This window comes from Nostoc sp. (assembly GCF_036917455.1).
Taxonomy (GTDB): domain Bacteria; phylum Cyanobacteriota; class Cyanobacteriia; order Cyanobacteriales; family Nostocaceae; genus Nostoc.
Map to the genome: position 1 here is coordinate 1 of NZ_JBALDK010000026.1, position 21293 is coordinate 21293.

General features: G+C 42.8%; 22 protein-coding genes. 10 read left to right on the plus strand and 12 right to left on the minus strand.

What is annotated here, in order from left to right; translation table 11 throughout:
- The coding region (locus V7K42_RS02870; protein WP_334913358.1) for a hypothetical protein at positions 1–187 on the plus strand (187 nt) is incomplete at its 5' end.
- Positions 188–269: 82 nt separating this feature from the next.
- Positions 270–815 (plus strand): shikimate kinase, encoded by a 546-nt coding sequence (locus V7K42_RS02875; RefSeq protein ID WP_334913360.1) that lies wholly within the window; start codon positions 270–272, stop codon positions 813–815.
- Between the two features lie 11 nt (positions 816–826).
- Here the strand turns inward: V7K42_RS02875 and V7K42_RS02880 are convergent, their stop codons facing one another.
- Positions 827–1429 (minus strand): Uma2 family endonuclease, encoded by a 603-nt coding sequence (locus tag V7K42_RS02880; protein WP_334913362.1) that lies wholly within the window; start codon positions 1427–1429, stop codon positions 827–829.
- A 296-nt stretch (positions 1430–1725) separates the two neighbouring features.
- Between V7K42_RS02880 and argB the strand changes: the two genes are divergently transcribed.
- Entirely contained in the window at positions 1726–2622 is an 897-nt protein-coding gene (gene argB / locus V7K42_RS02885) for an acetylglutamate kinase (RefSeq protein ID WP_334913364.1), read from the plus strand.
- 48 nt (positions 2623–2670) lie between these two features.
- Here argB and V7K42_RS02890 read toward each other — a convergent pair whose 3' ends face one another.
- Positions 2671–3093 (minus strand): hypothetical protein, encoded by a 423-nt coding sequence (locus tag V7K42_RS02890; protein WP_334913366.1) that lies wholly within the window; start codon positions 3091–3093, stop codon positions 2671–2673.
- Positions 3094–3263: 170 nt separating this feature from the next.
- Here V7K42_RS02890 and V7K42_RS02895 point away from each other — a divergent pair, with 170 nt between their 5' ends.
- On the plus strand, positions 3264–3830 hold the full coding sequence (locus V7K42_RS02895; protein WP_334913368.1) for a hypothetical protein: 567 nt from the start codon (positions 3264–3266) through the stop codon (positions 3828–3830).
- A gap of 152 nt (positions 3831–3982) precedes the next feature.
- The gene (locus tag V7K42_RS02900) at positions 3983–4870 is read left to right on the plus strand and encodes a DUF3153 domain-containing protein (protein ID WP_334913370.1); all 888 of its coding nucleotides are present in this window, start codon (positions 3983–3985) and stop codon (positions 4868–4870) included.
- 133 nt (positions 4871–5003) lie between these two features.
- Here V7K42_RS02900 and V7K42_RS02905 read toward each other — a convergent pair whose 3' ends face one another.
- Positions 5004–5102, minus strand: a complete 99-nt coding sequence (locus V7K42_RS02905) for a DUF4058 family protein (protein WP_334913410.1) — start codon at positions 5100–5102, stop codon at positions 5004–5006.
- Positions 5103–5401: 299 nt separating this feature from the next.
- On the opposite strand from V7K42_RS02905, the gene V7K42_RS02910 reads away from it, so the two are divergent.
- The gene (locus V7K42_RS02910) at positions 5402–5596 is read left to right on the plus strand and encodes a DDE transposase family protein (protein WP_334913372.1); all 195 of its coding nucleotides are present in this window, start codon (positions 5402–5404) and stop codon (positions 5594–5596) included.
- 57 nt (positions 5597–5653) lie between these two features.
- Here the strand turns inward: V7K42_RS02910 and ctpC are convergent, their stop codons facing one another.
- The gene (gene ctpC / locus V7K42_RS02915) at positions 5654–6937 is read right to left on the minus strand and encodes a carboxyl-terminal processing protease CtpC (protein WP_334913374.1); all 1284 of its coding nucleotides are present in this window, start codon (positions 6935–6937) and stop codon (positions 5654–5656) included.
- 594 nt (positions 6938–7531) lie between these two features.
- Positions 7532–8758 carry a (E)-4-hydroxy-3-methylbut-2-enyl-diphosphate synthase gene (gene ispG / locus V7K42_RS02920; protein ID WP_334913376.1) on the minus strand — a complete coding sequence of 409 codons (1227 nt, stop codon included), beginning with the start codon at positions 8756–8758 and terminating at the stop codon, positions 7532–7534.
- A 395-nt stretch (positions 8759–9153) separates the two neighbouring features.
- On the opposite strand from ispG, the gene V7K42_RS02925 reads away from it, so the two are divergent.
- Positions 9154–10191, plus strand: a complete 1038-nt coding sequence (locus V7K42_RS02925) for an isochorismatase (RefSeq protein WP_334913378.1) — start codon at positions 9154–9156, stop codon at positions 10189–10191.
- 74 nt (positions 10192–10265) lie between these two features.
- Here V7K42_RS02925 and V7K42_RS02930 read toward each other — a convergent pair whose 3' ends face one another.
- On the minus strand, positions 10266–11159 hold the full coding sequence (locus V7K42_RS02930; protein ID WP_334913380.1) for a LysM peptidoglycan-binding domain-containing M23 family metallopeptidase: 894 nt from the start codon (positions 11157–11159) through the stop codon (positions 10266–10268).
- Positions 11160–11389: 230 nt separating this feature from the next.
- Between V7K42_RS02930 and V7K42_RS02935 the strand changes: the two genes are divergently transcribed.
- Positions 11390–12601 carry an HhoA/HhoB/HtrA family serine endopeptidase gene (locus V7K42_RS02935; RefSeq protein WP_334913382.1) on the plus strand — a complete coding sequence of 404 codons (1212 nt, stop codon included), beginning with the start codon at positions 11390–11392 and terminating at the stop codon, positions 12599–12601.
- Between the two features lie 85 nt (positions 12602–12686).
- On the opposite strand, the gene V7K42_RS02940 is transcribed toward V7K42_RS02935, so the two are convergent.
- The 3 genes from V7K42_RS02940 to ispD all read right to left on the minus strand — a co-directional run bounded on the left by V7K42_RS02940 (position 12687) and on the right by ispD (position 14573).
- Positions 12687–13034 carry a DUF760 domain-containing protein gene (locus V7K42_RS02940; RefSeq protein WP_094333219.1) on the minus strand — a complete coding sequence of 116 codons (348 nt, stop codon included), beginning with the start codon at positions 13032–13034 and terminating at the stop codon, positions 12687–12689.
- Positions 13035–13146: 112 nt separating this feature from the next.
- Positions 13147–13689 (minus strand): SMC-Scp complex subunit ScpB, encoded by a 543-nt coding sequence (gene scpB, locus V7K42_RS02945; protein WP_334913384.1) that lies wholly within the window; start codon positions 13687–13689, stop codon positions 13147–13149.
- 200 nt (positions 13690–13889) lie between these two features.
- The gene (gene ispD, locus V7K42_RS02950) at positions 13890–14573 is read right to left on the minus strand and encodes a 2-C-methyl-D-erythritol 4-phosphate cytidylyltransferase (RefSeq protein ID WP_334887484.1); all 684 of its coding nucleotides are present in this window, start codon (positions 14571–14573) and stop codon (positions 13890–13892) included.
- Positions 14574–14642: 69 nt separating this feature from the next.
- On the opposite strand from ispD, the gene V7K42_RS02955 reads away from it, so the two are divergent.
- Positions 14643–15602 carry a glycosyltransferase family 9 protein gene (locus V7K42_RS02955; RefSeq protein ID WP_334913386.1) on the plus strand — a complete coding sequence of 320 codons (960 nt, stop codon included), beginning with the start codon at positions 14643–14645 and terminating at the stop codon, positions 15600–15602.
- A 152-nt stretch (positions 15603–15754) separates the two neighbouring features.
- On the opposite strand, the gene lysS is transcribed toward V7K42_RS02955, so the two are convergent.
- From lysS to V7K42_RS02970, 3 genes are all read right to left on the minus strand, one after another.
- Positions 15755–17440: a lysine--tRNA ligase gene (gene lysS, locus V7K42_RS02960; RefSeq protein ID WP_334913388.1), complete on the minus strand. Its 1686-nt coding sequence runs from the start codon at positions 17438–17440 to the stop codon at positions 15755–15757.
- Positions 17441–17738: 298 nt separating this feature from the next.
- Positions 17739–18170 carry a hypothetical protein gene (locus V7K42_RS02965; RefSeq protein ID WP_334913390.1) on the minus strand — a complete coding sequence of 144 codons (432 nt, stop codon included), beginning with the start codon at positions 18168–18170 and terminating at the stop codon, positions 17739–17741.
- A 196-nt stretch (positions 18171–18366) separates the two neighbouring features.
- Entirely contained in the window at positions 18367–19335 is a 969-nt protein-coding gene (locus V7K42_RS02970; protein ID WP_334913392.1) for a M48 family metallopeptidase, read from the minus strand.
- A 147-nt stretch (positions 19336–19482) separates the two neighbouring features.
- On the opposite strand from V7K42_RS02970, the gene V7K42_RS02975 reads away from it, so the two are divergent.
- Positions 19483–21066, plus strand: a complete 1584-nt coding sequence (locus tag V7K42_RS02975) for an ATP-dependent DNA helicase (protein ID WP_334913394.1) — start codon at positions 19483–19485, stop codon at positions 21064–21066.
- The last annotated feature ends 227 nt before the right edge of the window (positions 21067–21293 follow it).

A 21293-nucleotide genomic window follows, 5' to 3' on the forward strand; every position in this document is an offset into this window, starting at 1 on the left:
AAGATTTAAAGTTATAAAAGTTATACGTAAATTTGATATAGATAAAGGAAAAGCTTTAATACTTATTGAAAATAAATTTATCAGAGGTTTCTTTTGTGGTTATATTCCTGCGGAAATTACTAATGTTATTGTTCAAAATTGCAGACAATCAAGTGCATTAGCGCAGCCCAACCCAGGTATCGCTTGAATACGCACGGATGAGTCGTTGAGTTTATAATTGGAAACTGTGACTCAGAACTCAGAACTAATAATTGGAGCGAAGACAACTGGTGAGGAGCTTATTACAAGGAGTCAACCTATACTTAATTGGGATGATGGGCGTTGGTAAGACAACAGTAGGGCCCTTACTCGCAAAGCATCTGGGTTATGGGTTTATAGATATCGATGGTGTCATTGCTAAAGCAACTGATAAATCTGTCAGTCAGTTATTTGCAGAAGTTGGTGAAGCAGGGTTTCGCCAGGTAGAAAGTGATGTGCTTTCACAAGTTTGTGCTTTTACAAAGTTGACCATAGCAACGGGTGGGGGAATTGTCCTGCGGCGAGAAAATTGGGGTTACTTACACCACGGTTTGATAGTGTGGCTAGATGTGCCAGTTGAACTCATTTACAGCCGTTTAGCTGAAGATACCACCAGACCACTGTTGCAAGATGCTGACCTCGAAGGTAAATTGCGATCGCTCCTCGAACAACGAACACCACTTTACTCTCAAGCCGATTTGCACATCACCATCCAAGAGGGAGAAACACCTGAAGAAATTGCAAACAGAATAATTGAGGTAATTCCTAGCGTTCTCAAACCACAAGTCTCTCATTAAAAACACTAAAATTACCAAATTTTGGTCATCCGTAGGATAAACCCTGGTAATTCTGGATTACCACTAACTGCTTCGGGATTTTCCAAAATCTCAACTTCTCGATTAGGACGGTAAATGTAGACTTTTCGATTCTGCCGATCTATTAACCAGCCTAGCAATGTACCGTTATCGATGTACTCCTGCATTTTCTCTTGTAATTTTATCAGGCGATCGCTAGAGGAGCGTAACTCAATGACAAAGCTGGGACAAATTGGTGCAAATGAGGCTTTTTGTCCATCTGTTAAGACGTTCCAGCGCTCCAGTTCAATCCAAGAAACATCAGGGGAACGCATCGCTCCATTAGGTAGCGTAAAACCTGTACTGGAGTCAAAGCCTATCCCAGTCCCATCTTGTTCAGTCCAATACCCAAGCTGTGCAGCAATGTTAAAGTTACGGTTGCCCGTATCTGAAAAAGCTGGTGGCATAATGATAACTTCCCCATTGGCAGTACGCTCAATTCGCAAATCTCCATTAGCTTGACAAAATTCGTAGAACTGCTCATTTGTCATCTGCACAAGTGAGGGGAAATTTACCGTTAGGGGTGTGCTTTCAGTTTGGATTAGCAGCGTGGTCATTTTCAATCCCTAGCTTTAACCGAATGATTTCAATTCTAGAAGTTTGAAGGAGCGATCGCTTGCTTATTGTGTCAGGCAATGTGGGAATAGTTAATTTGGAGAGTGCGTTAACACGGTGCAGAAATGTATGGGGCTTATTTCTACAATCCGGTTATGCCAGATGGTGAACTCGTCACTGAACCAAACAGCTATGAATAATCAGTACAAACATACTCGAATTTTGCATCAGAGATTGTGACGAGTTACAAAGTCTTCTACACTGACTGAAATAGGTTTTAATCTCTGTTAGGCTCCTCATGACGGTCAACGATTCTGAATACATCAGACAAACTGAAGCCACTCGTGTACGTGTATTAAGCGAAGCACTACCTTATATTCAACAATTCGCCGGTCGCACTGTTGTTGTCAAATATGGTGGCGCAGCGATGAAAGATAGCACACTCAAAGACAAAGTGATCCGCGACATTGTATTCTTATCCTGCGTGGGCTTGCGGCCAATTGTAGTCCACGGCGGTGGCCCAGAAATTAACAGTTGGTTAGATAAGCTGGGAATCGAACCACAATTTAAGAATGGTCTGCGAGTCACTGATGCTCCCACAATGGATGTGGTGGAAATGGTTTTAGTTGGTCGAGTTAACAAAGAAATTGTCGCCTTAATTAACCAAGCAGGTGGATTGGCTGTAGGACTTTGCGGTAAAGATGGTAATCTATTTACAGCTCGTCCCCAAGGTCAAGAAGGCATTGGTTTTGTAGGGGAAGTCAGCAATGTTAATATCAAAATTTTGGAAACTCTCGCTAGCAATGGCTATATTCCGGTAGTGTCTAGCGTCGCCGCAGACGAAACAGGGCAAGCTTATAATATTAACGCTGATACTGTAGCTGGAGAAATCGCCGCTGCATTGGGAGCAGAAAAGTTAATTTTACTGACCGATACCAGTGGAATTTTAAAAGATTACAAAGACCCATCTACTTTGATTCCGAAAGTAGATATTCGTGAAGCCCGCGAGCTGATTGCTGGTGGTATTGTTAGTGGTGGGATGATTCCTAAAGTCAGTTGTTGTGTGCGATCGCTTGCTCAAGGAGTCCGGGCAGCACATATAATTGATGGTCGCATTCCCCACGCCCTGTTACTAGAAATCTTTACTGATGTTGGGATTGGGACGATGATTCTCGGTTCGCAGTTCACATCATAGAAGTTAAGAGTGAGGAGTTTTCCGTTTTCCTGCTCCACACTCCCGACTCTACCAAGGATAAGTAATAATAACCCGCGAAGGTGCGGAGCAATTTATCGCCGGACATCGCCCACCGCTAAATGGTGTACGCTGCCATGAATTATTGATAATCACCGGATTAACTAGAGTTGAGTCCCTAATTACTGGATTAATGGGCGTGGGATTTCTCACATTCTGCCTTATCCGGGGATAGGAATAATTAGGGTAATTAGTGCGTTGTGGTATTAGTCCGGTTGTTGGATCTACAGGTATAGGTGTAGGAATCGGACTACCATAAATAAAGGAACCAACAGCAGGCGAACGCATAACTCCATAAGCACCATCAATCACGATCGCACGCTGGGCAAAGGCTGGAGCAATGCTTACGCCCATGACTGCTAAAGTCATACCTGCTAGGAGCCAATTCAGTTGCGAATGCTTGATTTTCAACATAATTTTGCTCACCTACATTTGATACCGGAATTTTTAATCAGAAAATAGTTGCAGCGACATAGTTAAAATTTTAGAAGTTTATCCAATTTCAGATTGTCAGTCTTTGAAAAGATTCCAAAAAGATTGCTGGTGTTGGCAAAATTAAAACAGTGCTAATTTTTGTATAAGACGTGAGTGCAGAAAGTTTAGAAATTGCTAAAACCTTCTACCAGACGGGAAAAATTGCCTTTGAAAATGGGCGATACCGTGAAGCCGTAGAAAATTTAGAAAAGGCCAGCGCCCTCTTAGCTCGTAATTCTCGCTTTGGGGGTGAAGTAGAAATTTCTTTGGTGACAGTTTATGAAGCGGCTGGACGCACGGATGATGCGATCGCTCTTTGCGAAAGACTCAAACGCCATCCATATCTTGAAACCAGCAAACAAGCGCGACAGATGCTTTACATATTAAAAGCACCAAAGCTGAAAAGACCCAGTGAATGGATGACCCAAATCCCCGATTTGGACAAACTACCTGATAATGAACTCAAAATTTCTGTACCTGCTAAACCTACTAAATCTTCTGTGCAGCAGAAGCCTAAACCTACGGAGCCAGAATTTGTTGACCTCAGTCAGGTCAATACCAGAGATAATCGCTTTATCTGGGTGGCGCTAATTGCCATTGGTTTAACCATCTCGTACTTGGTTTGGTTGAATTTTTCAGGAACCCCTGGCCCGGATTTCTCACCACATCTCGATTAAGCCTGCGCTTGAGCAGGGGAGCAGGGGAGCAGGGGAGTAGAGGAGAGTTCAAATACCAAGTTCTTTCCCCTCTGCCCCTCTTGCCCATCCTTCCCCTCAAGCTTGTGAGAAATGCGGGCTGGCTGATACCATGTTGACTTTTGGGAAAATTTATGGTTTCAACTTATTCAATTTTCGGAAAGATTTTCTTGTGGTTCATCAGACCATTTAGTTTTGTATTCACACTGAATGGTCGAAATCGGATAAAGCACGTCTTTCCCAGGCGAAATCCTATTCTGTGGCTAGTGCTGTTGACATCACTGTTACTGACTGGCTGTGTTAAGTACGATGTGGGGCTGAACTTTGATAATTCAAATAGTGGTGAACTAGTACAGCATATTAAGTTAGGAGAACGGCTAACCAGTTTTAGTGGCGATTCTGTATACGAATGGTTAAACAGTATAGAACGCCGCGCCCGTCAATTAGAAGGTAAAACGCAGCGAGTTTCCCAAGAAGAAATCATCGTTACAATTCCTTTTAGTAGTGGTACGGAATTGCAAGAGAAGTTCAACGAGTTTTTTAACCCCCGCGCAAATCAAACTTCTGAGTCTGTGCAGAGCAAATCTGACTCAGAACTGCCGAAAATTGAATCAAACGTCCTTTTGGAACAGAATTATTTTTTACTTTTAGTCCGAAATCGATTGATTTATGATTTGGATTTGCGATCGCTGTCTCTAATTGCCAGCAAAGGTAATGTTCTGGCTAATGCTGGTTCAATTCTCGATTTGGAATTTAGCTTGAAGACTCCTTGGGGAGCCAAAAATATTCAACTAACTGAAACAGCCATTGAACCAGAAAAAAATGGCAATCAACTGCTGTGGAAACTCCAGCCTGGTCAACTCAACCACATAGAAGCAGTTTTCTGGCTTCCCAGTCCTCTTGGTATTGGTGCGTTGTTAATTATCCTGTTTGTCTGGGGAGGATTGTACTTGAGATACAATTTCATGCCAGATCCCAGAATTCAGTTTCCTCCCAAAACAGCAGCTATTCAAGAACAGTAGACTACTCATCTATTCAATATTGCTACTTAAGCCGATGAAGAATACATCGGCTTTTTTAGATCAACTTTGTGCAATTGGCTATACAGTGTTAGCACATTTAGAAAAATTAGCGATCACAAACAGCGGAACTACTTCACGAGTGTAGTATTGTCATTTTATATACTCGTTTCTCAACCGCTACTCGATATTTTGGTCGGAGTTGAGGAGTGATTAAATCTGCCATCGCAATAATTAATCGACATAAATCTGCTTGATAATTTTAGTTGACATAATTTAAATTATATGATTTTGATATTTTGCTAGTAAGGTGCGATCGCTTCAGCGTTGCTTTCTTCCACTATAAATACTACGAATCCAAAAATCTGCTTTTTTGATGCGCGATGGCTTGAAATTTTACGTCTCTACACTAAGATTCAAACATCTAATCCAACTTACCTTAGCAATTAACTTTGGTGCGATCGCCTAGGTACGAAAATCTTTTCTCTATGTCGTAAAATTTTTACTGTAAAAAACAAATTTTTTATTTCAAGTATGAATGAATCACAAACTTGGTATATTGTCAAACATTCTGCTGGTAATTGCGAAATCGTCCCTAGCGATAAAGTTGCGGACGATAATCTAGAGATTCTAGAAAGTATAGAACAGTGGGGGCCTTTTAGTTCAGAAGGAGAAGCGATCGCTCGGCGTGTCGGACTTATTAGGGCTGGAAAGTGCCAACCAGTTTAAGGTAAGAGTAGAGACGCGATTAATCGCGTCTCTACTCCTCAATTCATTCTTAACTGTTCACTTTTCTGCTGTGGGTGTGCCCTTCGCAGCAATCTTTTTACCTATTACTTCAACTGCTTTAGCGAATTGTGGGTCTGCGAGGGTAGCAAGTTTGTCGCGTCCATGCAGCCATAATTCCTGCATCTGCTCTTTAGTCAACTCTACCTTCACATCTGGATTAATGCCTTTATGATTAATATCTGTACCGTTGGGGGTATAGTAATGAGCAATTGTTACCGCCAATCCTGAGCCATCTTCCAAAGGACGTACCGATTGCACTAGTCCTTTACCAAAGGTTTGAGTTCCAACCAAAGTAGCACGCTTGTTATCCTTCAAAGCCCCTGAAAGGATTTCACTCGCACTGGCTGAACCTTTATCTACCAGCACCACCAAAGGTTTATTTGTCAAGGCACGTCCATTCGCCTCTTCTTTTTCTGCCTCTCCTTGGCGTTCAACGGTAGAGACTATCTTACCTTTATTTATCCACATTCGGGCAATGTCTACGCTGGAGAACAGTAACCCACCCGGATTCCCACGTAGATCCAGAATATATCCAGCTACCTTTTTGCTTTCTAAATCCTTGATAGCAATTTGCATTTCTTTACCAGCATTAGCGCTGAACTGATTCAAGCGAATGTAGCCAAGATTACCTGCTGGAGTTGACTTTTGGGAATATTTAACTGGATGAATTTCAATCCGCGCCCGCTTGATGTCAAATTGTTTTGTCTGGCCGTCGCGCTGAATCGTTAGGCTAACTTGCGTTCCTGCTTCACCTCGAATGAGGGATACTGCTTGATTCGTATCCATCCCCTTGGTACTTTTGTCGTTGATTTTGAGGATGACATCTTTTGCCAAAACACCAGCTTTAAATGCTGGTGTATCTTCGATTGGCGCAATTACAACCAATTGCTTAGTTTTTTCATCCTGACTAATCGTGATCCCGATCCCTGTAAGTTCTCCAGAGGTATCCACTTGCATACTCTTAAATTCCTCTGGATCCATAAATCGGGTGTATGGATCTTGTAGCTTTTTCAGCATTTCCCGAATGGACTTATATGCTTCCTGCTGATTACTGTAGGACTTGCTCAAATATTCCTTACGAACAGCCTGCCAATCTACTTGATTAAAAGTACCGTCTACATATTGGCGTTGAACAATTTGCCAAACTTCATCTACTAATTCTTTGGGACTTGCTTTAAATAAAGCCTGACCTCGCGAGTGAATGCCAAGGCTAGTAACTGCGATCGTGGAGAGTGTCACTGCCGTAGCACCCAAAACAAGCCTACTTTTTGTAATCACCATAATGACAGCTGCGTCAGAGGGAAAATATATAGTCAGTATGCTCAATCTAACACAGGCTACTACTGTACAGACTGAGTATGCATTCTTAATTTAAACAAAATACTTGACAATCTGGCGATATTAGTTGTTAATCAACACAAAAGTTTTAAGAATTACGGAAGGTGGGGCCCCTTCTGGGGATAAGGGGTAATGGCAATACGGTTCGGTTAAGGTGTTTATTCCTCGAAGATCCCCCCAACTCCCCTTAAAAAGGGGGGCTTATAACCATCTTTTACCCCCTTTTTAAGAGGGTCGTCATCGGCGGGGGGATCTTAACCGAACGGGAGCAACGCGAAAAAGTGAGATCATCATCTAATGAGCAGGGGGAGCAGGGGGAGCAGGGGAGGCAGGGGGAGCAGGGGGAGTAAAGAAAAAACTTTAGTATGTTTTACTACTAAAAAGCTAAAAAATATACTTAAATTATTTCTCTCCCCCTGCCTCCCCTGCCTCCCCTGCTTACTCACCTCACAAAATCGCATTGCTCCCTAACCGAACCGTATTGGGGGTAATGGGGATTGGGTATTAATTTATTTATTCTTTCTCTCCCTGCCCCCCTTAAGGTTCTACCCAGCGTTCATCTGCCTTAATGAGGTTAATTAATTCCTCCACACCTCTGTCTTCTGGGACTTTTTTAATTTCTTCTCGACCACGATACAAGGAAATGTAACCAGGTGTTTTGCCAACATAACCATAGTCGGCATCTGCCATTTCTCCGGGGCCATTGACAATGCAACCCATAACCGCTATGTCAAGACCAGTTAAGTGTTTAGTGGCTTCCCGAACTTTGTGTAGCACTTCCTCTAGGTTAAACAAAGTGCGTCCACAAGAAGGACAGGCGACGTACTCCACCATCGTTTTTCGCAATCCCAAAGCTTGGAGAATGCTATAGCAGACGGGAATTTCTTTTTCTGGTGCTTCTGTAAGTGAGACGCGAATTGTATCGCCAATGCCATCAGCAAGCAAAGTAGCAATACCAGCCGTAGATTTAATTCGCCCGTACTCGCCATCACCGGCTTCGGTAACGCCTAAATGTAGCGGATAATCCATACCCAGTTCATCCATGCGCTTGGCTATCAGGCGATAGGCGGCTAGCATCACTGGTACTCGTGAGGCTTTCATGGAAATTACCAAGTTGTGGAAATCTAAGGATTCACAGATGCGAATGAATTCTATAGCAGATTCCACCATGCCTTCTGGGGTGTCACCATAGGTAAATAGCATCCTTTCAGCGAGAGAACCGTGATTTACCCCAATTCGCATCGATTTACCTTGATCGCGCAAAGAAACTACCAGAGGTTCTAAGGTTTCGCGGATTTTTTCGCCAATTTCATCAAATTCGGATTTAGTATACTCAGTTCGATTGACGTTGGGCTTTTCAAAGACATATAACCCCGGATTAATCCGCACTTTTTCTATGTGCTTGGAGACTTCCACGGCGATTTTTAGTCCGTTGTGATGAACATCAGCCACAATGGGCACGTCTTGGTAAGTTTTTATTAATTTTTGTTTAATTTCTGCTAAAGCTTTAGCATGAGCCATACTCGGCACTGTGACGCGGACAATTTCGCAGCCAATTTCGTGCAGACGACGAATACCAGCCACGGAACCATCAATATCAAGAGTGTCTTCGTTAATCATTGACTGCACTACAACGGGGTAGCCACCACCAATGGTGACATTTCCAACCTTTACAGGACGGGTTTTACGCCGTTTGATAGTTGTATCAAAGGTGGCTTGAGTTGATGTGATGCTTGAAGTGTTTACTGTGGGCAGAGTTTGCATAACCTGATTAGGTAAATTTGCTGTAGATTAAATATCAGATTTAATAAATCTCTGTTTCCCAGATTGCCACAGCTAGCGCTTTTTTGGACGATTAGTTATATAAAAAAATGGAGAATGACGTAGCAGAAGAAATTAACGGTTTTTTCTCATCTCTTCTTAAAAATATGTAGCTGAGTAGCGATCGCTATTTTATTGAGTTATCAATATTACTTCTATCAGGAAAATCTCTGACTTCATCTACAATACCTGCATAGCGTCTGAGCAATTCATCTCGGTTCATAAGAGCGATCGCTAAATTTGTGTTTTATAATACAAATCTACTATTGAGCATAGGCTTGAGGAAATTTGGGGATTGAAATGATAGATGTTATTACAGAATAAAAGTGGCTGTAATTATGAACACCCAAATAACACCCCAACTACCAATTCCCCTACACTTTAATCCTGAAGAAGTCGGCGAAGTCTGGCGCGTACCTTACCAAGAACGTGCAGCCGAAGCTGAAATCTGGGCAAAACAACACGATATCAAACCTGCATCTTTAGATAAAAACCGGATTTGCTTACTATTAATTGATGTCCAAAACACCTTCTGCATCCCTGGATTTGAACTATTTGTAGGTGGAAAATCTGGGAAAGGGGCGGTGGATGATAATGTAAGATTATGTGAGTTTATCTATCGCAACTTGGGAGTAATTACAAAAATTGTACCTACTCTAGATACCCACACAGCAACCCAAATCTTCCATCCGATATTTTGGGTGAACGCTGCGGGAGAACATCCCACTCCAGCAGCTACTAGCATCACCCCAGCAGATATTGAACAAGGTATTTGGAAAGTCAACCCAGCAGTTGCCGACACTGTTACTAATGGCAATTATGAACTATTAGAAAAACATACTTACCATTATGTTAAGCAACTAAGTCAAGACGGTAAATATCCCCTTACAGTTTGGCCTTATCATTCTATGTTGGGTGGTATTGGTCATGCTTTAGTTCCATCGGTAGAAGAAGCGATATTTTTCCACGGTATTGCTCGTCAGAGTCAGACGCAATTTGAAATTAAAGGTGAGAATTCCTTAACAGAAAATTATTCTATTTTGCGTCCAGAGGTGTTGGAAGATTTTGAGCAACGTCCACTTGCCCAAAAGAACACGCACCTGATTAAGCAACTTTTAGAATTTGATACTGTTATTATTGGTGGTCAAGCTAAAAGTCACTGCGTCGCTTGGACAATAGACGATTTATTAACAGAAATTAAACAGGTAGATGCTGCCCTTACTCAAAAAATCTATTTGCTAGAAGATTGCACTTCCCCTGTTGTTGTTCCTGGTGTTGTGGACTATACAGAACAGGCAGATGCAGCATTTACAAGGTTTGCAAAGGCAGGAATGCACATCGTAAAATCTAGCGAAAATATAGCATCCTTTATTTAACGCAAAGGATCGCAAAGGTTTCGCAGAGAAACACAGAGATTTTCTTTGCGTTCCTCTGCGTTGCAAAACAAACCTCATTTCTTCAAATAACCCTTTGGATCTTCTGCTACCCAACCTAGAGATGAGCTAGAACGCACTTCAAAATGGAGATGCGGTTGAGTAGAACTTGGTTTTCCACTGGTACCTACTGTTCCTAGTAAGTCGCCTTTTTTTATTTGCTGACCGACAGTAACTTTGATGCTGTCAAGCTGGGCGTAGCGGCTTTGAAGTCCGCCACTGTGGTTAATGATGACTAACTTACCGTATGAACCTTGGTCATTAGCAAAAGCTACAGTTCCAGGCGCGATCGCTAACACATTGCTACCAACTGGTGCTAATAAGTCAACACCGCTATGGAAGAAAACTTCACCTGTCGTAGGATTAATTTGCCACCCGTAAGCTAATCCCAGAGTTGCTACTTGTGCTAAAGGATATCCAGACAGAGATGCACGGTTTGGCGTACTGGCATCATTGAGTAAAGGGGCTTTAGTTATAACACCATTGGGCGACCAATTTACCCCCGGAACAAACACGATTCTGGGGTTTTGTTGGCAACCATTCACCTCAAAAAGGCTATCAGCACGAACTTTGTATTGTGCTGCTACTTGTCGCCAAGTTTCACCACGAGGTACTTCAACTACAATCCCATTGTAGGGAGGAATTTGAAGCATACTACCCACGGCTGCCATTGCACCGTTCTGCAAAGCTGGATTCATGCCAATAATAGTTGTAGGAATGAGATTGTAGCGCTGCGCTATACTCTCCAAAGTTTCGCCACGGACAACTTTATGGCGTTGGAAGCGAGATAGGGCTGGAATCGGGCAACCACCTACAGCAGCATTAGCACTGTTCAAGTTTGGCAGTATGCTTACTAGGCCCAAGGCGCTAACTAAGCTACAGAGAAAAAGTTGACGAAAGGGTAAAGTCATGTATACAAGTCAATAGCGCATTAACTTTAGATTTTAGATGGAGAGTGTGAGAAGTGGGGAGATGAGAAAGCAGGGGACTGGGGACTGGGAAGATTGCATATTACGTAATCTCTAATTCCCAATCTCCAATCCCCATACTTAATTCCTTGTAAATTGATCTGTCCACTTATCGTTAGCTTGACTACACTTAGAAATTAGCAACTGCATTGCTGTCCTTAAGCAGAATGATTATGAAGTTATCTTTAAAGCAACTGGGCGTTTATGTGTTCTTACTGGTGTTCGGCTGTGGTGCAGGTTTGTTTGGCAGTCGTTATCTCCTGCTACAAAATCCCTCTTTCCAACAGTTAAAAAATGTAACAATGGCTTCGCCTCCAGAATCCGTAACTCCGAATCCTTCTAGCGCCCAAATTGGGGCTAGTGGGGGCGATAGTAATGTGAATTTTATTGCGACGGCAGTGCAAAAAGTCGGCCCGGCTGTGGTGCGAATTAATGCCACTCGCAAAGTTGCCAATCCCATCTCTGACGCATTGAAAAGTCCCCTCTTGCGGCGGTTTTTTGGAGAGGATGAGCAACCAATTCCTGAAGAACGTATTGAGCGGGGTACGGGATCGGGATTTATTTTGAGCGAAGATGGAGAATTACTCACTAATGCTCATGTAGTAGCAGATACGGATACAGTACAAGTTACCCTCAAGGATGGGCGAAGTTTAGAGGGAAAGGTGGTAGGAGTTGATTCTGTGACAGATGTGGCAGTGGTGAAAATAAAAGCGGATCATTTACCGACTGTGAAACTGGGTAATTCGCAAAACTTAATACCAGGAGAATGGGCGATCGCAATTGGCAATCCTCTAGGTTTAGATAATACTGTCACTATTGGCATCGTCAGCGCTACCGATCGCACTAGCACTCAGGTTGGTGTCCCAGATAAGCGAGTCACCTTTATTCAAACTGATGCCGCAATTAACCCTGGTAATTCCGGTGGCCCCTTGTTAAACGCCCAAGGCGAAGTTATTGGTATTAATACTGCCATCCGCGCTGATGCTCAAGGACTCGGTTTCGCTATCCCTATTGAAACCGCCGCCCGCATTGCCAATGAACTTTTTACCAAAGGGCGTGTAGAACATCCCTTTTTGGGTATTGAAATGGCAGACCTTTCTCCCATCAAGAAACAGCAGATTAATCAAGAAAATCAACTTAACATTCAGCAGGATGTTGGAATTGTGATTAAAGGAGTCACAGGCGATTCTCCAGCCAAGCGTGGAGGATTGCTTTCTGGAGACGTGATTCAAAAAGTTAACGGTAAAGCAGTTAAAACCTCAGCCCAAGTTCAAAAGCTGGTAGAGTCCAGCAAAGTTGGTGACATTTTAGCTATCGAAGTTAACCGTAGCGGGAAAATTCAAACCTTCAAAATACAATCAGGAGCTTATCCTGAAAGGAAGTAGTCAGAATAATTCGTAATTAGTAAGAGAGCGTCATTACGAATTATTTGGTCAATAGTCCCAGAATGTTTGACTATTGACTATATAACTACTGACCATTAGACAAATGCTCTAACTGCATTCTTTGTTCCATTTGGCGCAAAAAATACCCCGTCATCATGGCCGACGCTAGAAGCCCAGCTAAGTTATCCCGATCTGTTGTGATTTGGACGTTGAAATTTTCTGCGGGGAGCATTCCCACTAGCCCTTGGACATTTTGCGAGATAATTTGTTTAATTTCGGGGCTGGCGGATTGAGCAATCCTCGCTAAAACATCAGGAGACTGATGTTGTAAATATTTGAGTAACTGATTGGGGTATTCTTCAGAGTGGTCGGAAAGAAGTTGATTAGGGTGTTCCTCAGAGTTGTCATTTAAAAAGTCAGGATTAAACACCATTGGCAGTTTTATTTAGCTTAATTGCTAACTCTACTCTAAACCATAGTACAAGGCTAGCGCATTCACCACGGGTAAGTCATTGGGAATGGGGATTGGATTATTTTCCTAGTCCCTAGTCCCCAGTCCCTACTGCTTTTAGTTCTAATTCTAGTTCTAGTTGTTCTTCCTTCTGGCTGTTGGAAAGTATTTGCGGGAGTTGTTCGATTTGAAAATATTGATGAAATTTTGAGGTTACTTGGAGTGAGTAGGATCGAGAATCGCTGTCTCGGCGTTTGCGGATGAAACCAAGTTCTACGAGTTCTGGAACATGTTGATATACTCCTGAACCGCGCAAGTTAATTAAGTCGCTCTGGAGTATGGGACTATTAAGGGCGATCGCTGCTAAAGTCCGTAATGCACCTACACCCAACTCTACTGGTATCATCGTTTGCACTAAATCATGAAAGTCAGACCTTAGTTGCAAACTATAACCATCTGGGGTTTCTATTACCTCTAGGGCGCTATCTCGGTGGGCATAGTTGTCCATTAGTTCAATTATGCCTTCTTTGACAGTGGCGCGATCGCACGCGGCATACTCGGCGATTTCGCCGAGCGACAAGGGTTTACCCTTTAAATAGAGAATTGCTTCTATCTTCGTCGCTGTGGCTGTAATCATTTAGTTGTTAGTCATTAGTCATTGGTTATTAGTCATTGGTCATTAGTACATGACAACTAACAATCAACAAGTGTGTGGCATTATATCGTAAATTGTCAAAGTATTTTTTGAAAGTATTTAATTTGGGACTGGGTACTTGTACTGAGCGTTGTCAAAGTATTGGGGATTAGTTATTTCCCCAATCCCTAATCCCCAATCTCTCAAACACCTCTAGTTGTAAGAATAAATTCTGCGATCGCTAAATCTTGTGGAGTTGTCACCTTCAAATTTGTCTCCTCTCCCTCGACAATTCGCACTTCAATACCGCACTTTTCAAATAAAGCGGCATCGTCAGTTACTTCCCAACCTTGACGGACACCTTCAGCGTGGCACTGTTTCAACAACTTGACATTAAATCCTTGGGGAGTTTGTGCAGCCCACAAATTTCGTCTGTCGGGTGTTTCTTGAATTATGCCTTGTTCATCAACAACTTTGATGGTGTCTTTGACGGGTACACCAGCAATTAAACCGGGATAGTGGTGAATGGCCTCGGCACAAGAGTTAAATAAATCTGGTGTGGCCAGACATCTAGCACCATCATGAATTAACACTTGTTCTGCGGCTATTGGCAAAGCCTGCAAGCCATTGTAAACAGATTCCTGACGGGTGGAGCCACCTTGAATCAATTCCACAGGTTTAGTCAGCTTCAAATCGGTGAGAATTGCCCTGAAGTCCGGCCAATCGCTAGGCTGAGAAATAATCCCGATCCAACTGATTGTATTGGCGGCTTCTGCAGCTAATAGAGTCCAGGCAATAATTGGTTGCGATCGCACTTTCAGTAAGAGTTTATTGCGGTTACTACCCATTCTTTTTCCGATTCCCGCAGCTGGAATTAGTAAATACACAGAATTCCTCAATCTTTAAGCTATATATTTTCCCCTAAAATAGGGAGCGAGTAAGCGTCAATAAATATTATGCGAGTAGTAGCCCTTGTACCTGGCGGAATTGGCGACCAAATTCTCTTCTTTCCGACTCTAGATGACCTGAAGCGGAATTACCCTAACGCTCAGATAGATGTCGTTGTTGAACCCCGGTCAAAGGCTGCCTACCGAGTGAGCAAGTCAGTTCACGAGGTGCTGAACTTTGATTTTCACGACCGTAATAGTCTGGCTGATTGGGGTAACTTGGTGGGGACAATTCGCGATCGCGAATACGATGTTGTCATTGCTGTGAAGCAAATTTGGTTGCTGGGTCTTTTACTTTGGTTGACAGGAATTCCCATACGTATTGGCTACAAAGGCAAGGGTTCGGTTTTTCTGACTCACGCTGTGCCATTTAAACCATCCCAGTATGCGGCAGCAGCATATCACGATTTGCTGCAACCATTGGAAATAAATAGTCCTGTCACAGAGTTAGCAGTAAATGTGCCAAAACCAGATATTGAGTGGGCACAAAAAGAACAGAAACGCTTAGGCGTACATGAAACAGGTTATATCCTGATTCATGGCGGTTCTGGTCATTTATCCCAGGCTAAAGAACTGGATAAAATCTACCCTGTGGAAAGTTGGCATCAAATTATTCAAGGCTTCCAAGACAAGCAGCCGGATCTGCCTGTGGTGGTGATTAAGGGGACTGACGATGAGCAGTTTGTGCGATCGCTTTTGGGGTCTTCTCCAAATATCAAAGTGACTGCCCCAGATGATATTGGCAAGTTAACTGCTATAATCGCCGGAGCAAATTTGATGTTGTCTACTGATACTCCGGCACTACAATTGAGTGTTGCAGTTCAAACCTATACCATCGCCCTATTTGGGCCCAGCGATGCAACTAAGTTGTTGCCGAAAAACGATAAATTCCTGGCTATTGCATCCCCCACGGGAAAAACGGCGGATATCTCACCAAACGCAGTTTTAGAAAAAATCTGGGGTGGCTAAACCAACAGTTTGTCCCAATTTCTGCAATTACTTTATTGGTTATCCAATGTAGTCATGCGTTTATTGAATAACCGCAAAACCTGGTTGTGACAGCTAGGTTTTGCGGTTATTTCAATATAAAATGAAAAATTCAAATTATATGCTTGAATCGGTCAACTCAATTGTTCAAATTTAAATTTTCCTTTAATAAACTTGTTAAAATACTGACCTTTAGACGGAGCATTATCTAAGTCTTCTTTGACACTAGCAGGGACTTTGAAATACTCGTAAACACTTCCACTGTCAAATTCAATAGTCAGTGTTTGAATTTTTGGCTCATAGGTAAATTGCTTAATAACACTGCCTTCAGGCTTGAGTAAAGGAAAGGCAATTACATCCCGAATACTGGCAGAATCAGTTAACAACATTACTAACCGATCGATCCCAATCCCTAAACCACCTGTAGGCGGCATACCGTATTCAAGGGCTGTCAAAAAGTCTTCGTCTACACCTTGGGCTTCTAAGTCACCAGCAGCTTTTCTTTCAGCCTGGGCTTCTAGGCGTTCTCTTTGATCGATGGGATCTGTAAGTTCTGAGAAGCTGTTCCCAGTTTCTCGCCCGACGATAAATAACTCAAATCTTTCCACCAAACTAGGTTGAGAACGGTGGGGTTTTGCTAGAGGCGAAATTTCTACAGGGTAATCAATGACAAAGGTGGGTTGAATCAAATTAGCTTCTACCTTTTCTTCAAAAGCTAAATTCAGTAACTTCCCAATTGATTTGGCTTCATCTACACCAGGAATAGCAGCATTTTTGCTTGCTGTTTTTGCTTCTTCCAATGTTTGGAAAGAATTGAAATCTAAGCCAGTAAATTCTTTAACTAAATCGTGCATTGTCACCCGCCGCCAAGGTGGTGTTAAATCTATAGGTTCCCCTTGGTAGGTGATTTGTAGTGTGCCGAGTACATCTTGGGCGACAGTAGTAATAATCCCCTCAGTCAGCGCCATCATATCGTTATAGTCGGCGTAGGCTTGGTAAACTTCAATCGTCGTAAATTCGGGATTGTGTCGAGTCGAAATTCCCTCATTACGGAAAATCCTTCCCAATTCAAACACCTTTTCAAAACCACCTACAATCAACCGCTTGAGATGGAGTTCTGTGGCAATTCGCAGATACAACTCCATTTCTAAAGTGTTGTGATGGGTGATAAATGGACGCGCATCTGCACCCCCAGCTTCACTTTGCAAAACGGGCGTTTCAATTTCTAGAAAATCTCGCTGTTCCAAATAACGGCGAATCCCAGCAGTAATTTGGGCGCGACGGCGGAAAGTTTGCCGCACTTCCGGGTTAACAATCAAGTCAACGTAGCGCTGACGGTAGCGTTTAGCAACATCCGTTAATCCATGCCATTTGTCGGGTAGGGGCAACAGGGATTTAGTCAGGATAGTATATTGTTTAACGTAGACAGATAACTCGCCCTTTTCAGTCCGTTTAATAGTACCTTTGGCTCCCAGAATGTCCCCTGCATCTGTGAGTTGTTTCAAATGATTGAAGGCATCAGCATCAATATCTGCCATGCTTTCTTGGATGCGATTTTTATCCAAATAAAGCTGAATTGTGCCAGTTTCATCTTGCAAGGTGAAGAAAGCCAGTTTACCGAAAACGCGACGCGCCATAATGCGCCCAGCGATCGCAACTTCTAAATCAACTTCTTCACCACTGGCTAAATCGGCAAATTGCTCTTGCAACTGCGCTGCATGATGGGTAGATTCCCAACGATAGGCATAAGGATTAGTCCCTAGCTGCTTGAGTTGTTCTACTTTCTCCAGCCTGGCGGCTCGGATATCTTCTTCCGACATGGTAACGAACTAAATAGGGCAAGATTAATTATAGATGCTCCAAAAGTTGAGAGGAACAGATATTTACACTAAAATCCTCTACAGGCAGCGACAACCCTATGTGTATTTGATTATCTCAAGTGTTGGCGCAGCCCACCGCAGGCATCGCTAGCGTAAGTTGCCCATTAAATCATCAAAATCCTGTAGAGACACTAAATCTCACATCTCTTAGTGTCGTTTTTCCAAAACTATGATAGAGAAAATATTATTGATATCTTCTCTAACAAAGGCACAAAATTTTCCTCTACAAGTAAAATCTTTATTTCTGGACTATTTTTAGCGAATGCCTAGATGCAATAGCCTTCATTTTCAAGTTAGTAAATTGGACGATCGCCTTTACAAACTCTTGCTGTTCTGGTTGCAAATTCAGCTTTTGTAGGGCTTGATTCATATTATTACCAGCCCGGAGATTGTGATTAAGTTGGACACGTTGCGATGTGTTTAAGACCGCCTCAATTTCCCTGTTTCTTCTCTGACGTACAGCCTGAATTTCTTGGCTTTGCAAGGGAGTCAGGTTAATCTCTGACGAGGTGGAGTAGCTTGCTGTTTTGGTAATTTGGGCAAAAATGACACCAGAAGTAATATGGAGTTGAATCGGTACAGCTAAGGCAATTCCTGGCATAAAAAGGACAATACTTAGAATAGCAGCGAACACAGAGAGCCGTTTTGTCAAGTGAATTGCCATATTCATAAAATGTCTACATCTCATTTAACGCTCAGATATAGTTAAGCAGTTTTTAAGTCTCTAATTTTGAACATTGAATTTATCCTACCCCCAAAAGTGCGTTAATGCAGTAAAAGTCACATCTTGCATCAATCTTAAGTAAGGCAGGCACTATTTACTAATGCCAGCCCCCGCCCTACGGTGATTATTCCTTAATTACGAATTACGAATTATCAGGTCTTCTCATTCTGTCGATTTGCCGTTGTAATTCCTCAATTTGACGGCGTAAATTATCTGTTTCATTTGCGGAAGATTCTGCTGCAACATTTACCGAGCCAGAAGCAGGCGATCGCTGATAATTTCCTCGGCGAATTTGCTGATATTCTTCAGATACTGCCCACGCCCGTAAGTAATGCAGGCGTTCCACGGGGAAAGGATGGCTCAACATCGTACCCTGAGCGCCATTGTAAATCAAGAATTTATATATCTGATTCAGCCCATCTTCATCTAGTGCCTGATAATTTTCTGACTGCTTGATAAACTCTTGTAAACTACATTCATTGGCATATTTGTTACTACCGCCAGAGAGTTTCATCATCGTTGACATCACAGGATTCAAGTCATCCATCACTAGTAGCGCAGCGCGATCTGAGGATAACTCGGCTTTCCGCCGCCACTCAAAAAAGGCGTAAATCAAGCCTTGTGTTACAAAATTACCGATGCCGAAGGTCAATTCTCCCAAGGCGGAAGCAGCACTCATCGCCCACATCGCCATTTGAATTAAAATAGTATGACCACATTTAATATGCCCCAGTTCATGGGCTAGCACCGCCCGAATCTCAGCTTCTTCTAGTAAGTCTAGTATCCCTGTATTTATGACTATGTAAGGATTCTGTTGCCCCAAGGCATAGCTATTTGCTTGGGGATCTTGCGAGACAAACAGTGCAGGTTCTGGGTAGATGTCCAAATCTCGGACGCATTCCCGAAACATTTGGTAAATAGTGGAATACTGACGGGGCCCGACCTGAATGGTGTTACCCATTAGATAGACTAATTGAGGGCGTTCGTAGATAAATTCCACAAATTTACGAGCGATCAAATCAAATCCCGGTAAATTGCGTAAAGCTTGCTCGGCTTGGCGATCTAGTGGATGCCTGAAGGCTTCGCTGGAAATTCCTGTGTAAGTTGGCATAATTCAGGGTAGTGGGTAATTGGTCATTGGTCATTGGTTCATTAATCATTAGTCAAAAACAAACGACAAATGACAAACGACAAATGACAACATAATAGAAATGGGGCAATTGGAAGTAAAAGTCACTTTGTATGGAATTTAAAGCGTGTGATTGAGGCAGAAGTTCATTTGTCACTACATAACTTTTTGCGATCGCAAGCGGGGTTCCCTTCCTGGCCCCATCATTTGACGATGGCACGGTTGGTAGCACGCGCCTTGCGCCTGGGACGTAGTGCCCTAATTCAAGTAGGAGCGGTTTGTGGCTATCAGGGGCGGTATCGTACTAGTTTCGTAGCATCAGCCCTAATGTGGCATGGCCCTGTAATTATTGTTGCTCAAGAAGCAGTCCAGCAACTTCTACTGCGGGTGGAAATTCCCCGTCTACAGCAATGGCTACCAGCCAATAAATCGATTAGAACGGGTGACGCTTGGCCTGATGCTGAGTTCCAAGGGCTACTGTTAACCTCCCCAGAAGCTTGGTTAAGAGGACAATTTGCTGGTGGCTCTTGCTTTCCCGAAGGCATCCCGACAATTATTGATGGGGTAGACGATCTCGAAGATTGGGTGCGCGATCAACTTACCCAAGATGTTCAACCCCATGATTGGGATGAACTCATACTGGCTTGTCCAAATCAAGCTGAGGCAATTAGCGAAGCACGGATACAACTAACACACGAGCTTTTTCAGCATCCGGTTAATCCATATCAGTGCTATCTAATTTCTCAGCCAGAAATAGAGATTTTAAGCCGTCTTTATGCTGCTTTAGATCCAGCAAATCTCCCAGATAATTGGAAACATTTCTGGCAGCAATTACAAACCCTCGACGAAAATCTTTTCCCCCCTGCTTCTCCTGCTCCCCCTGCCTCCCCTGCCCCCCCTCCCCTCTTCTGGGCGACTATTGTCCATCGACAAGGTTTATTTTCTTTGCACTATGCCCCAATGGAATTAAGTGAAATCCTCTCACCCTTGTGGCAGCGACAACCAGTAGTTTTAATTGGCAGTGCTATAGAACCGGAAACTGAGGCTCCTCTTTTTCGACAGCGCCTTGGTTTGAACGATTTAACTTGTTTAAAGTTTTCTTCGGAGAGTCAAGCGGAAGCGATTCAATTATATGTACCCTATAAATTGCCTCTACCTAACACGCCAGAATTTCAAGCGGCATTTATTCACAAAGTCCGCACACTGGTTTGTCTAAGTGCTACAGCACCAGGGTTGACGGTTGTTTTGGTGGGAGATGTCCCACTCAAGGCTCAAGTGGCGACAATTTTGGCTTCAGAGTTTGGTTCGCGGGTGCAGGTAGAAAAAACTTGTTTAGATGAAAATGGTATTTTGATTAGCGGTTGGGAATTTTGGCGAGAACATCAGCGAGTTTTGCCAGCACCACATCTGTTAATTATTGCTACTTTACCTTTACCATCTTTAGAAAATCCGCTTGTAGCTGGTAGGGTAGCTCTTTATAAGCGATCGCATCAAGATTGGTTCCGTTTATATTTATTGCCGACAGCCTTAAGTGAATTACAAAGAGCGATCGCGCCAGTCCGAGAAAGTCAAGGTATTGTTGCATTACTTGATAGTCGTGTAGTTAATCGTAGCTACGGCGCTCAAATTCTCACCGCCTTAAGTCCTCTCGCCCGCATTAACTATCTCGATCCCAGTCTATTTTCTAATACAGATGAAGAAAATTCTGCTTAAAGTCAATACCCAATGCTCAATTTGCATTTTCCGAAGGTAATGTGATTCATCATAATTCATAATAACTCTGCGAAATCCTCTTACTAGCTTGCTTATTTCCAGGAGTAAGCAGACTAGCTTTTCGCGTCACTAACATAATTACGAATTACGAATTACGAATTACGAATTATTTAATGATGATTCCTGGCAAGATAAATTTAGAACCTAAGTAAAATTTGAGTTGCTGA